This is a genomic window from Methanolobus halotolerans (assembly GCF_004745425.1).
GTDB lineage: Archaea > Halobacteriota > Methanosarcinia > Methanosarcinales > Methanosarcinaceae > Methanolobus > Methanolobus halotolerans.
Genome location: NZ_PGGK01000001.1, coordinates 135,748 through 148,787, shown reverse-complemented (window position 1 = coordinate 148,787; position 13,040 = coordinate 135,748). Strand labels below are relative to the sequence as shown.

The 13,040-nt window shown below is 42.1% G+C and carries 12 protein-coding genes; 9 read left to right on the top strand and 3 right to left on the bottom strand.

Annotated features, from left to right (window positions below; translation table 11 throughout):
• Positions 1 to 4: 4 nt before the first annotated feature.
• Positions 5 to 472: a helix-turn-helix transcriptional regulator gene (locus tag CUN85_RS00725; protein ID WP_135387981.1), complete on the bottom strand. Its 468-nt coding sequence runs from the start codon at positions 470 to 472 to the stop codon at positions 5 to 7.
• Positions 473 to 721 carry a hypothetical protein gene (locus CUN85_RS00720; protein WP_135387979.1) on the bottom strand — a complete coding sequence of 83 codons (249 nt, stop codon included), beginning with the start codon at positions 719 to 721 and terminating at the stop codon, positions 473 to 475.
• 509 nt (positions 722 to 1,230) lie between these two features.
• On the opposite strand from CUN85_RS00720, the gene CUN85_RS00715 reads away from it, so the two are divergent.
• The 9 genes from CUN85_RS00715 (at position 1,231) to mtaB (ending at position 10,960) form a co-directional block, all read left to right on the top strand.
• Positions 1,231 to 1,722: a metal-dependent transcriptional regulator gene (locus CUN85_RS00715; protein ID WP_135387977.1), complete on the top strand. Its 492-nt coding sequence runs from the start codon at positions 1,231 to 1,233 to the stop codon at positions 1,720 to 1,722.
• Positions 1,723 to 1,911: 189 nt separating this feature from the next.
• Positions 1,912 to 2,145 carry a FeoA family protein gene (locus CUN85_RS00710; protein WP_135387975.1) on the top strand — a complete coding sequence of 78 codons (234 nt, stop codon included), beginning with the start codon at positions 1,912 to 1,914 and terminating at the stop codon, positions 2,143 to 2,145.
• A gap of 68 nt (positions 2,146 to 2,213) precedes the next feature.
• Positions 2,214 to 4,211, top strand: coding sequence for a ferrous iron transport protein B (gene feoB, locus CUN85_RS00705; protein ID WP_135387973.1), 1,998 nt, complete (start codon positions 2,214 to 2,216; stop codon positions 4,209 to 4,211).
• 9 nt (positions 4,212 to 4,220) lie between these two features.
• Positions 4,221 to 4,694, top strand: a complete 474-nt coding sequence (locus CUN85_RS00700; RefSeq protein WP_135387971.1) for a hypothetical protein — start codon at positions 4,221 to 4,223, stop codon at positions 4,692 to 4,694.
• A gap of 12 nt (positions 4,695 to 4,706) precedes the next feature.
• Positions 4,707 to 4,985 (top strand): FeoC-like transcriptional regulator, encoded by a 279-nt coding sequence (locus CUN85_RS00695; RefSeq protein WP_135387969.1) that lies wholly within the window; start codon positions 4,707 to 4,709, stop codon positions 4,983 to 4,985.
• 208 nt (positions 4,986 to 5,193) lie between these two features.
• On the top strand, positions 5,194 to 6,816 hold the full coding sequence (locus tag CUN85_RS00690) for a methylamine methyltransferase corrinoid protein reductive activase (RefSeq protein ID WP_135387967.1): 1,623 nt from the start codon (positions 5,194 to 5,196) through the stop codon (positions 6,814 to 6,816).
• A 36-nt stretch (positions 6,817 to 6,852) separates the two neighbouring features.
• Positions 6,853 to 7,965, top strand: coding sequence for a GTP-binding protein (locus tag CUN85_RS00685; protein ID WP_235856136.1), 1,113 nt, complete (start codon positions 6,853 to 6,855; stop codon positions 7,963 to 7,965).
• A gap of 834 nt (positions 7,966 to 8,799) precedes the next feature.
• On the top strand, positions 8,800 to 9,561 hold the full coding sequence (gene mtaC / locus CUN85_RS00680) for a methanol--corrinoid protein MtaC (protein WP_135387965.1): 762 nt from the start codon (positions 8,800 to 8,802) through the stop codon (positions 9,559 to 9,561).
• Between the two features lie 13 nt (positions 9,562 to 9,574).
• On the top strand, positions 9,575 to 10,960 hold the full coding sequence (mtaB, locus tag CUN85_RS00675) for a methanol--corrinoid protein co-methyltransferase MtaB (protein ID WP_135387963.1): 1,386 nt from the start codon (positions 9,575 to 9,577) through the stop codon (positions 10,958 to 10,960).
• A gap of 133 nt (positions 10,961 to 11,093) precedes the next feature.
• On the opposite strand, the gene CUN85_RS00670 is transcribed toward mtaB, so the two are convergent.
• On the bottom strand, positions 11,094 to 13,028 hold the full coding sequence (locus tag CUN85_RS00670) for a hydantoinase/oxoprolinase N-terminal domain-containing protein (protein ID WP_135387961.1): 1,935 nt from the start codon (positions 13,026 to 13,028) through the stop codon (positions 11,094 to 11,096).
• Between the last annotated feature and the right edge of the window lie 12 nt (positions 13,029 to 13,040).

The following is a 13,040-nucleotide window of genomic DNA, read 5'->3' as shown; positions in this document are numbered from 1 at the left end:
AAAGTTATATACCGGTCAACAGTACGGAATTATGTTTATAGTGATCAAATAGGTCTTTGCCCCATTCGAGCGCACCCGGGCTTTGGAAAAAAATTCGTTTGTAATCGTAACTGGGAGGATTTGAGTTCGACAGTAGCCGGAGCATGAGCCCGCAATCATTTTGTGTGAAAGATACCAGATGCATATCCTCTTCATGAACGTAAATTTCCACATTTTCACTGTCCATCAACTTTGTGACTTCATCAGGACAATCACTCTTAACCTTGTCAGAAAGCTCATTCGTGATAATGAGCGATAAACGTATCCCCATTTCAATATATTCTGTGAATATATTACTGAAATTCGGGAACAGAAAAGTTGTGATAGCAGCAACAGACTTTGATTCTTTTGACTTTTTATGGAACTCTTTGTCCACTTCAAATATTTCGGGAGGAGAGGGATCTACTATAGTACATGGACCGATGTTATTCATCTATTTAAATAGATGAGGAGGAATGAAAGCCATATCGTAGCTGCCGATATCCCCCAGCGAATCAAATGTATCCAGCAGTGGCACCATTTTTTCGACCAGTATCCTTCCGTAAACTGTCAGTTGACAGAAACCGTCAACCACAGAAACGATATTTTCTTCCTGCAGTATCCTGATCTTTGGAAGCAAGGCCTGTCTGCTTGCTTTTAAAGCAAATTGAATACCCACAATATCCTTTGGACCATCATTCAATAATAAAAAAATATCTTTTACTAAACTACAAGTGAATACCATATTGAGTAAAGTTCTTTTCATCGCATACCGCCTACCGAAACCGTCAGAATTCACTGCTTACAAATGAACCATAGAGAATTCAGAGGAATACTCATCAACATGTTACTATCAGTAACACCAGGCCAGTTTATCTAGAATATATTAGTAATATTATATTATATAAACAAATATAAATAAGTTTCTATACAATATCTTTTTTTACAGGAATTGAAATCACATATTTAGAATTGCTTTATATTTTATTAGCAAGAGGAGATCAGATCATAAAACGAAAGTAAGTATAAGATAAAGATCTTAACGATTTTAGCCACTGCTACAAAATATAGTAAACTTCAGCAAAGTATATATAGTGTTTTGTGCATAGCAATAAATCAGATAGCAGATATAAAAGGACTTATAAAACATATTTTATGTATGCTGAATATACAGGACCATCGGCTGGAATATGATCCCACTAGTGAGGAGCAATGACAACAGAAAGAGTTGAAGACTACCTGAAAGTAATTGAAAGGGTAATTGAAAGAAAAGGTTATGCTCAGGTGAAAGATGTTTCGAAGGAATTGGAACTGAGTTCCCCCAGTGTTACAGGAATGTTCAAGAAGCTTACTAAACTGGGTTATATCAATTATGAGAAATACGGCGGTGTTACGCTTACACCAGAAGGTGAAAGGATTGCCAAGTGCACCATGGAAAAACACGGAGTTATAAGGGATTTCCTGTTGATACTGGGAGTTGATGAAGAGACAGCCGACCAGGATGCATGCAAGATAGAGCATGTGTTAGCTCCTGAAACCTTTGATGTCCTTACAAAGTTCGTAGAATTTATTGACAGAAGAGAAGAATGGCCATACTGGCTAGAGCATTTCAGGCATTTCTACACAACTGGCGAATACATCGAATGCACCCCTGCAGCAAAAGATACCTGTCCGGTACACGGGAAAAAAGCAAAGACAAATTGAACTCCTTTCATAAAACAAATTCTATAGCCACATGTACGAAACCGGAATCATGCAGCATAGATAATGTTATTGATATTGCTGTTTTACGCATTTAAATAAATTAGGTATCGCGAAATCACTATATATCAAAAGTGTGATTACGCTAAGTCATAAACAGGATGTAAAATAATTGCCTAAGGAACAAATTAAATGTCTGAGATCACACTTGATACCCTAAAACCTGGCGATTTAGCCAAAATAACCAAAGTTCGTGTAAAGGGACATACAAGACGAAAGCTGTTCGATATGGGGATGGTTGCGGGTTCGGAAATTGAGCTTATAAGAAAAGCACCACTTGGAGACCCCATAGAATTCAGGATAAAGGGGTACAACCTCTCGATAAGAAAAGATGAAGCAAGACAGATCTTCGTTCACATTATTTAATAGATCCTCGCCTTCTTTTGAAGAGCATAATCTTCGAGCCTTCTAATAAGTACATTACAGAGGACACAATGGAAAACAATAAGATCAGAGTCGCCCTTGCAGGTAACCCAAATGTAGGGAAGACCACGTTATTCAATGCAATAACCGGATCAAGACAACATGTTGGTAACTGGCCCGGAGTCACTGTTGAGAAAAAGAGCGGTACGAAGATCTACAAGGGTTATGAAATCGAAATTATCGACCTGCCGGGAACCTATAGCCTGACAGCTTATTCAATGGACGAGATCGTTGCAAGAGATTTCATCATTGAGGAGAAACCTGATATCGTCATCCAGATAGTGGATGCTTCGAACCTCGAAAGGAACCTGTATCTTACAACACAGCTGATGGAACTGCAGACAGAGATGATTATTGCTCTGAACATGTGTGACCTGGCCCTGGAAAGGGGAGACAAGTTGTACCTCGACAAAATGGAGGAGATACTGGCAGCACCAGTTGTCAAGACGGTCGCAAGCCGTAATATCGGTATTGAGGAGTTGCTTGATAAGGTTATCGAGGAGAAGAACAATGAGCAGTACCATGGACACGAAATCGGTTATGGGGATGAGATAGAGGGGATGATACTTGAGATCGAAAAAGTACTTATCGCTGATCAAGAACTCGCAGACAGATATCCTCTACGCTGGATCAGTATTCGCCTCCTTGAAGGTGATATGAATGTCATGGAGAAAATCTCAAAAAGTCCTGCCTCGGTAGCCATCAACGATCTGCTTGATTCAATTGACCAGGAGGAATACGAGGCAGATATCGCAGACAAACGTTATGAAACGATCAATGCTATCTTTCCACAATTGTGCACCAGATGTAATGTGAAGCTGAGCAAATCAGACATGATCGACAGAGTTCTGACCAATAAGTACCTTGGGATACCCATCTTTCTGGCCCTGATGTGGGGTGCTTTTGAGCTAACATTCGCATTTGCCACTCCTTTCACAGGCATGATCGAGATAGGATTTACATGGCTGGCAAACATTGTAGCCGATTCTCTTCAACCTGCGTGGCTGGCCTCCCTTATAGGAGACGGCATTATAGGAGGAGTCGGAGCTGTTCTGACATTTGTCCCGAACATATTCATACTGTTCTTCCTGCTTTCCCTGCTTGAAGGTAGTGGATACCTTTCAAGAGCAGCTTTCATTATGGATAGGCTCATGTACAAGATAGGCATGCATGGTAAATCCTTTATACCCATGCTCATGGGATTTGGATGCAATGTCCCCGCGATCATGGCAACGCGCAGCATAGAGGATGAAAAGGACAGGCTGATCACTATACTCGTAGTTCCTTTCGTTTCCTGCGGGGCCAGATTACCCATATATATACTATTTGCAGGAACTTTCTTTGGACGTCAGGCAGGAACCGTTGTTTTTATGATGTACGTACTGGGAATTGCAGTTGCCGTAGCATCTGCAAAACTTCTGAGGGCTACCCTTGTTAAAGGTAAACCTGCACCTTTTATTATGGAAATGCCGCCATACCGCGTACCCACACTCAAGACCAGTCTGATCCATATGTGGGATAACGGGGCAATGTATATTAAGAAAGCAGGGTCGATCATATTGTTAGGCGTGGTCATCATCTGGCTTCTGGCATCTTTCCCCTGGGGAATAGAGTACGGAAGCGAAGCGAGCTACGTGGGTATGATAGGACACATTTTCGAACCGGTCATGGAACCTCTCGGCTTTGACTGGAAGATCACTGTCTCACTGATATTCGGATTTGTGGCAAAGGAGATCGTAGTTGCATCCATGGGAGTCCTGTTTGGGGTAGGAGATAACCCGGAAGCTTTGACACAGAGTCTGATTGCAGATCCTGCGATAACAGCCTTGAGCTCACTGAGTCTGATGGTGTTCAGTTTATTGTACATGCCCTGTGTAGCAACCCTTGGAGTAATTAAAAAGGAAACTGGTTCCTGGAAATGGACACTTTTCGCATTGATCTACGGAGTTACTATTGCATGGATAATTGCGTTTATAGTATATCAGGGAGGAAAACTGCTTGGGTATTGAGGTGATAATATGAAAAGGGACAATCGCCGTAAAATGGTATTCGCCCTCTTCATGGGTTTTGTTTATATTCTTTTTGGGACCATACAGTTGATCACGGGATCGTCAAAAGCTTTGTTAAACCTTACGGCACCTGAAAACCTTGGAAGGTTCATAACAGATGTGTTATTCATCCCCCCTGATGCCATTGGCGGATTTGTGCTCATACTGATGGGAAGCGTATTCATTTATGGCTTCGTAGAAATACATTCAGGTAGAGAAGAAGGGATAGCCTATGTATATGTTGGAATACTCCTCTCACTCATATTTGCAGGGATATATGTGCTGGCGGCAGTGGGAAACATCCTGGAAGTGTACATTCTGAAAAATACAGCATTTGCTGACTGGTCCATACTTGATGACATCAGGCCGGAGATATACCTTGGATTCATATCGTTGTTATCTTACCTGCAATGGAAAGATGATTTTGACATTGAGAATGATTGAAAGTGTGAAAACATGATCAAAGAAATTTTAAGTTACCTTTACATCGATAATCTTTCAACCGCAGAAACCGCACAAAAACTCAATATCAGTTCCGAAAGACTAAAAGAGATGATACAGACCATGGAACACATGGGGTACATAAGAACTATTGATGAGAAAGCCCCTGCATGCTCCGGATGCAGATCCTGTAGGGGAACAACAGTATGCCATATAGAAGGCAGCCATACGACAGGGAAAAAGCTTGTCCTCACTGAAAAAGGCCAGAGAATGTGCGATAGGATGAGATACTAACGTACAGACATTTTAAATCAAAAACACTTGTTTTATTTAAGTTTCACTATAACAGCGTTAACTCGTACTGCTGTTTTTCGGTTATTTTATAAGTACTACAATCAATTTAAATAGTACTGCACATAGACATCAGTACGTAAGATATATTTTTAAGTTATAGCTCAGTACTAATGTTATAGAAAATTCAAAAGGTATTCAAGGGATTCATATGAGAACAGGAGTCGCAATCGACCTAGGAACCAGTGGTATAAGAGCACAGAAGATAGACCTTGACAGCGGGGACATAAAGAAGACTGTAATAACACTTCGAAATCCGCTTCCCGGGGCAAATGTGATGGATCATCTTGATTTTGCCATCACATACGGCCTGGAACGTGCACACGGACTGCATGTAAATGCTGTAAGGAAAATCATAGAGGCACTTGGAGTAGAAGCTGAAGAACTGCAGAGAATGGCCATCTGTGGTAACCCTATACAGCTTTCCATTTTCCAGGGAATCCCTATAGACGACCTTGCATACGCAGGTGAAAGGAAAAAAGAGAAACTGAACATCAAAGAGGAGAACCGGGATGCGCGCATAGTTGACTGCTCTGAGATCACAGGTCTTGAGGTTTATCCGAATGCCAAACTAGTAGTACCGCCTGCCATCAGGCATGAGGTCGGCGCCGATGCCCTTGCACTTATCATCAAGTCAGGTTTCCTTGATACACAAGAAACTGCAATCGCGACTGATTACGGAACCAATGCCGAAATGGCACTGATCCATGAAGGGACCATCTATACAGGTTCCGCTGCTGCAGGCCCTGCACTTGAAGGTCAGCAGATAAAGCATGGAAAACTTGCATCTCCTTTTGTGATCTCCGATGTGGAGTTCGAGAATGATAATATACGCAACTATGTGCTTGATGACGAGATGAACACCGTAAAGGGAAAACTGATCGATCCCAGGAACGGAGATGTCGTAGAGGATGACAGTATCACAGCTAAGGGAATTACAGGCACAGGTGTGATAGCGATCATTGATGCCGGCATGAAGAATGGCATCATACAACTCCCAAAGATAAATACGCCGGATCATATTCTGTACCTCCAGGACAAGGTAAAGTTCTTTGAGAGCGATGTCCAAGAGGCAGGACTGGCAATCGGTGCCATACGTGCCGGACATCTTGCACTCTGTAATGCTGCAGGCATAGAAGTAGCAGAGGTGAAAAAAGCATACATGTCAGGTGCAGCAGGAACTTACATGGATGCTATTAAGGCTCATCAGATAGGTATGGTACCATACAGCGTAGACGAGGTCATACAGATCGGTAACACCTCACTGATCGTAGCAAGAGAAGTACTACTTTCGGAGGACAGGTTGTGGGAACTCCAGGAAATTGCATCCAGGATTGTGAGCAATCATGTCATGTTTGCAACGGACCAGGGCTTTAAGGAAGCTTACATACAGGAGATATCCTACTGGACAGAGGGAATGCCCTTTAAGATGCTCAAGAAATTCCTTAAAAAGAAGAAACTTCCGCAGATCGATCTTCCCGATCATCCCACAAAGGTGGATAAGCGTGTGGAAAAAGACATTCCTGTACTTGGAGAGGAAGGTCTTGATGTACTTGAGCAGGTCGGTACCTACCTTACGATGAAAATTGATTGTCCTGAGTGCCAGAAGTGTGCCAAGGTATGTCCTACAGATGCACTCAGCATAGATGAGGAAGGGCTTGTGATGATAAGGTCGGATCTTTGTGACGGTGCAAACTGTAAGAGGTGCATCAATGCTTGTCCGAAAGATAAGTTCAAGTGGGAAAATCTGGAAGTTATGGAGATAGCAGAATAATCTGCACTTTTTCAGTAAAACAAAGCAGAGGGCAATATGATGAAAGTACTAGTGATCGGTGGATTTTTAGGGAGTGGTAAAACTTCCACCATCTTACGACTTGGAAGAGAATTCAGCAATGCAGGTAAGAAAGTTGCGATCATAGTCAATGAGATAGGCGAGGTTGGCATAGACGGAGATGTGATCTCAAAGTACGGACTCCAGACAACAGAGCTTACCAGCGGATGTATCTGCTGCTCTTTAAAGGTCAACATGAAAACTACCATTACCCTGCTGGCCAAGGATTATGCCCCGGACATCTTGCTCATAGAACCCACCGGTATCGCATTTCCACAGTTGATCAAGAATGAGATCAACCTGATGAACCTGAGCGATGTATCCGTCCAGCCCCTTGTGACACTTATTGACGGAAGCAGGTTCAAACAGCTTATGAAAGAAGTAAAGAACTTTGCCATGAGACAGATAATAGATGCAGAAATACTGGGCATCAATAAGCTGGATCTTGTTGAGGAGATACGGATACCCATAATAGAAGCATCTGTACAACAATTGAATCCAAAAGCGAAAGTGATCCTGCTTTCTGCCGCATATGAAGATGAACACTGGCATAATTTTGTAAGAATTACACTTGGTGAGGAGGCCGATGAGCTGATACGGGATGTTGAAAATATTGAACTCAAGACAACAAATCCCGAGATACAGGTACTTGACAAAGATACCGGATTGCCAATTGAAGCTACTATGAATTCCATAGAGGCATCAGGCATCACCAGCTATGCAACCGAATATACTATTGATAATATTGATACAGATTCGGCCAGATCTGTTGCCCTGGATATAATGGAGGGTATCAAATCAGAAGTGATGAAGCATAGTCCTGAATTCGTAGGTCACATCAAACTGTTCGCAGAATCAGGAACAGACACCATAAAAGTGAACCTGACGGCTTATGACAAGGATGTGACAGTAGAGGTGTTCGAATCAAATAATACAAAAGTACCACGCTTGAAAATACTGTCAGCAGTTTCCAATATCGGACATGATGATCTCGTAGATATTGTGCAGGACACCATTGAAGGAAAACTTAGTGTGAAAGACATAGACTTTACCCATAAGATCTCCGGTCATGCACACGAAAAAGACCACTAGCACTGAAGCAATAATTCAATATATCTGCCTCCTTTCTACAAAGGAGATTCTTTTTTTGTTTATTTCAGGAAATTTAGATTTGGGTATTAAGAATTAAATTTTATACCTTAAACGATTCCTGACTTGGGAACTAACTATATATAAATATAACGCAATCGTCATTTTTTAGAAGACATTCAACCAGTATAAAACATCCTGATCTATGTCAATCAAAATATTCCATTACTTAAATCAAACGGTATACAAAAGAGCATAAACTTGAGACAGATAGAATAAGTTATAATTAAATACGTACTTAATAAAATAATTAACTAGATATGAAAACAACTATTCGGTTTTTTTAAGACTTGCTTTTAAGTTTATTGTATAAAAACATATTATTTACTAAACAATACTTGATTTAAATCAATTAACTTTGAATTCAAAACTATCTTATTTAAAATTTACCCTTTTGCACCCTAACTGTGTGAATATAATTGTAGTAAAAGCAATTTAAAACTAACTGTTAGACCACAACTTATGAAATATAGTAGCTCAGTAGGCAATGATTCACATAAAAAATAGACTGCAGTAGATACTTTGAGAAATATATCAGCGAGATGTATCAGAAATATATTATAAAATAACAAAACCGCTAGGTTTATATAGCTACCTAGAATAGGTGCTTATGTGGAAAATAAAATTGGCTAAAGGTTAAGGATGCTTGTCAGATTGTGGAGATCTTCCATAGCATCATTTTCACCGTTAGCTGATTGAAATCCATTTGCTACCCTCACCATTATTTTTGATGGTCAGGTAGCAGAAACCAATCTAGATACTAAGGAGGTAGAATAGATGGATATAGACCCAACTAAAATATTAATTAGGTACAATGTGCAGAAAGAAAAAGCACAGACACCTGAGCAGATGGCATCTGAAATGTATCCTTCAGCAGAACCAGCAAAAACAATTTCCGCTGCAATCTTTGAAGGAGAAGAGGATGACGTAATTGAAGGTCTCGAGAAGGCAATCGAGGGTGGAGCAGACCCAATTGCACTTATCGATGATGTCCTTATGCCAGGAATGAAGATCGTCACCGACTTATACGACCAGGGTGTCATTTTCCTTCCAAATGTAATGATGTCTGCTGACGCAATGCTCGAAGGTATCGAATTCTGTAAAGAGCAGAGTGGATCAGTACCTAAACCAAAAGGCAAGATCGTATGCCACGTAGCAGAAGGAGACGTACACGACATCGGTAAGACCATCGTAGCAGCTTTACTCAGAGCAGCCGGATACGACGTAGTCGACCTTGGCCGTGACGTACCAGTCGATGAGGTCATCGCAGCAGTCAAGAAGGAAAGCCCAATGATGCTTACCGGAACAGCACTGATGACAACAACAATGTATGCATTCAAGGAAGTCAATGACAGACTCCTCGAGTCTGGAATTAAAATACCATTCCAGTGTGGTGGCGGTGCAGTTAACCAGGACTTCGTTACCCAGTATGAACTCGGTGTATATGGAGAAGAAGCAGCAGATGCACCAAAGATGGCAGACGCAATACTGGCAGGCAAAGGCCTTGCACAGTTAAAGGATCAGTTCCACAAACACTAAAGAGGTGAGAGAAATGGTTAAAAGATACACAGATATGGCATACAAAGCTGCTGACGATATGATCTTCGGTAAGTCAGTTTACCCTGTAAAGGCAGAACTCGGATTAGAAGTAGGTGCCGGATACGTAACAGCAGAAGTTAACTATGCACCAAGACCTGAAGCCGGAGTCTCAAAGGAGAAACTCGTTTCAGAATACCGCAGACTTACAACCGACATCATGGCAAGAGCTGTACAGGTCGGTTTCCCAGCAGTTTCACTCGAGACAGAACACGTAGAGCAGATGACTAACAACCCAACATGGGGAGGAGAGATCGCTCACGTACAGAAGACTATTCTCGAAGAATACCACGAAGAATATGGAATCAAATGTGGTCTCAGGCACACACCTGGTGACATTCGTGAAGACCGTGATCTGCTTGCACTGATCGGCAAGAAGTATGACATACTCATGGAGTCATTCGAAGCTGTTGCAGAAGGCGGTGCTGACTTCCTGTCCATCGAAACAATGGGCGGTAAGGAAATCCTCGACTACGCAATTCTCAGAAACGACATACCTGGTCTTATTTACGCTATTGGCTGTCTCGGTTCAATGGACATGACCATGATATGGGAAGACATCAGGAAGATCGCAGACAAGAAGGGAAGAATTGCAGCTGGTGACACAGACTGTGCACAGGCAAACACTGCAATGTTTATTGCAGGTGGTCTCCTTGACAAGAATCTTGCACACACCATTGCAATCATTGCAAGAGCAATTTCCGCACCAAGGACACTCGCAGGTTATGAAGCAGGTGCCCAGGGTCCAGGAAAGGACTGTGGATATGAGAACACAATTGTAAAGTCCATCACAGGATGTCCAATTGCACAGGAAGGTAAGACATCAACATGTGCTCACTCCGATGTAATGGGTAACCTTGTCATGCAGTGCTGTGACCTGTGGTCCAACGAGTCCGTAGAATACCACGGTGAATTCGGTGGTACATCTGTCCAGTGCTGGTCAGAGACCCTTAACTACGATGCAGCAATGCTCAACGTAGCAACCGAAACCGGAAATGCAAAGATGCTTCGTGACATCCTCGTACTCTCTGACAAATACAGAGACCCACAGGGATTCGTCCTTGCATACGACAATGCATACAAGGTAGGACAGGCAATCGTAAAGGACGGAGACGACATATTCCTCCGTGCAAAGAACGCAGCAGTTGCCAGTGTCGACATTCTGAACTCACCTGAAGCCAAGAAGCTCAGCATGTCAAAGTTCGAAGTGAATGCACTTGCAGATGCAAAGGCAGCACTCGACGCAATGACTGACGAAGCCGACACCTTCATGAGCGACAGTCTCGAGAAGTACAAGGCAGAAGTTGCAGTATTCAGACCAGACGCAAACTACAAGTTCTAAATTTAGAACTTGTTACTTTTTTCTTTTTTTGTAGCTTACTCTTTATTTACTCAAACTGATTTTCTTAACTACTTGAAAAGTTAAGCTATAAGCAAATAGAAAAATTAAAAGAAAGAGCCATTAAGTTTTTTTATTAATGCTTTCGAAGATCTTTGGGGTAACCAACTCCTACCACCATCAGTTTAGTCTCCACTGGATCGTGTTTCCAGTCTTCTGGAGAAAATGTCTTCAGATTTACCTTTATTTCTAGGTTATCCTTACTTACTCCGCAGTCACCCATATATTCCAAAACCATCCTTTTGCCAAGCTCTTTTGAAAAAGTAAGCGCTTCATTATACATTCTGAATTCTTCTCTTCCAGTTGGTGAAAAAACCAAGTAACCGCCATCCGGATCAGCAACCGAGATTGGCCTTATAAAAAACTCGATCCTTTTTATCCCCTTACCAAAAAGTGCACCTGCGGCATTCCCAACTTCTGCATGATCCGGAACGATAATCTCGGCATCTATAACCTTGGCAAGTTCTCCGCCAAGGGCACTCACCGGCCCTCCAAGCAGGACAACAGGGATGTCCGTCTTGAATCTTGCCGGGAACTGACCATCAACTATTTTCTCAATACCGAGCCTGTCCACACCCTTCAGGAGAAATGACATAAGATCAAAAGCCATGTTCTTTGCAACCATGTTCTTTACCCTGGCACAGAACTCAAACTCATTCAGCTTATTTATTCGAGAGAGTTTTTCAGCCCCGATCATAGATGCTTCTGCATCCCACTGAGCATAGTCCCCAAGGACATGCAATGCATCCGTGGGCGTGAAACCAACTGGTTGAATCAATCTTTTATGTATGAGGGAATCAAGAACAATACTTGAAGGATACTTTTTTGAAAGTGATGATATTTCATCCAGAGACATCGGTTCTTCCCCGATCACATCAAATACTGCTGTTTCGGAATCATTCATCTCGAATGCCTTATAACCGGACCTCATAAAGAACTTAGTGGGCTGTATATTCCTGTCAAGAACATGCCTTGGAGGAATAATAGATTTTTGAAGTTTTTCCATAAAGCCGGAATACCTAGCTGCAGCAACACAAAGAGGAATTACTCTTCTGGGACCGATGAATATCTTATTGGAACGTGTCCACACATGACTATCACCACCCATTGCAGAAGTTTCCATCCTTGTTGCCCTGACTCTCGTTTTCCATCCACCCACAATAGCACCCTCATCTGTCAACTCAGGAACACCGGCATATACTGCCGAAACGTCAGTACTTGTTCCCCCTACATCTATGACTGCACATGTATCGCAACCCGAAAGGTAAGATGCACCTACCAGACTTGCAGCCGGGCCTGAAAAGATCGTCTCTACAGGTTTTTCAAGAGCATCCCTGAGTCCGACAACAGTACCGTCACATTTCAACATCAGCAGTTTCGCATTGATGTTCCTTCTTTCAACCTCCCCTATTACGGATTTGATGAAATGATCAGATATAGGTAATAGCTGTGCGTTCAGAGATGCGGTTACAGCCCGCTCATATGCACCCAGGTCCTGGGAAAGTTCATGCCCGCAGACCACAGGCATTCCTGTTAAACCATGAACGATATCCCTTATAGCCAGTTCGTGTTCAGGATTACGGATGCTGAAAAAGGAAGAAACAGCAAACGCTGCAACATCATTTTGAACCTTCTGAGCAAAATATTTAATCTTTTCAATGTCAAGAGACTGGATTTCTTCTCCGTTGAAATTATGCCCACCGTTCACCAGGATAATATGCTTTGCAGGGAACTGATCCTTAATAGGATGTTCACCAACAAGAATTAGTGCAACGGGACTACCGGTGCCTTCTAGCACGGTATTTGTGGCAAGAGTTGTAGAAACAGATACAAGACTTACATTTGGAAGATATTGTTCTTCAAGATCATCAATCGCGTTTCTGATACCAATGATCAGATCCGGATAAGTTGTTAGCGCTTTACTGGAACTTACGACAGAACCATCTGAATCCCTTACCAGAATAGCATCTGTATATGTACCACCAGCATCGATCCCAAGACTGAATTGCATAATAAAAAACTC

What these genes read in the sequence shown, in the direction of transcription:
- CUN85_RS00690 (WP_135387967.1), top strand. Translation starts at nt 5,194, where the DNA reads ATGAGAACAGGAGTCGCAATCGACCTAGGAACCAGTGGTATAAGAGCA.
- CUN85_RS00685 (WP_235856136.1), top strand. Translation starts at nt 6,853, where the DNA reads ATGATGAAAGTACTAGTGATCGGTGGATTTTTAGGGAGTGGTAAAACT.
- CUN85_RS00715 (WP_135387977.1), top strand. Translation starts at nt 1,231, where the DNA reads ATGACAACAGAAAGAGTTGAAGACTACCTGAAAGTAATTGAAAGGGTA.
- mtaB (WP_135387963.1), top strand. Translation starts at nt 9,575, where the DNA reads ATGGTTAAAAGATACACAGATATGGCATACAAAGCTGCTGACGATATG.
- CUN85_RS00725 (WP_135387981.1), bottom strand. Translation starts at nt 472, where the DNA reads ATGAATAACATCGGTCCATGTACTATAGTAGATCCCTCTCCTCCCGAA.
- CUN85_RS00670 (WP_135387961.1), bottom strand. Translation starts at nt 13,028, where the DNA reads ATGCAATTCAGTCTTGGGATCGATGCTGGTGGTACATATACAGATGCT.
- feoB (WP_135387973.1), top strand. Translation starts at nt 2,214, where the DNA reads ATGGAAAACAATAAGATCAGAGTCGCCCTTGCAGGTAACCCAAATGTA.
- CUN85_RS00695 (WP_135387969.1), top strand. Translation starts at nt 4,707, where the DNA reads ATGATCAAAGAAATTTTAAGTTACCTTTACATCGATAATCTTTCAACC.
- CUN85_RS00710 (WP_135387975.1), top strand. Translation starts at nt 1,912, where the DNA reads ATGTCTGAGATCACACTTGATACCCTAAAACCTGGCGATTTAGCCAAA.
- mtaC (WP_135387965.1), top strand. Translation starts at nt 8,800, where the DNA reads ATGGATATAGACCCAACTAAAATATTAATTAGGTACAATGTGCAGAAA.
- CUN85_RS00700 (WP_135387971.1), top strand. Translation starts at nt 4,221, where the DNA reads ATGAAAAGGGACAATCGCCGTAAAATGGTATTCGCCCTCTTCATGGGT.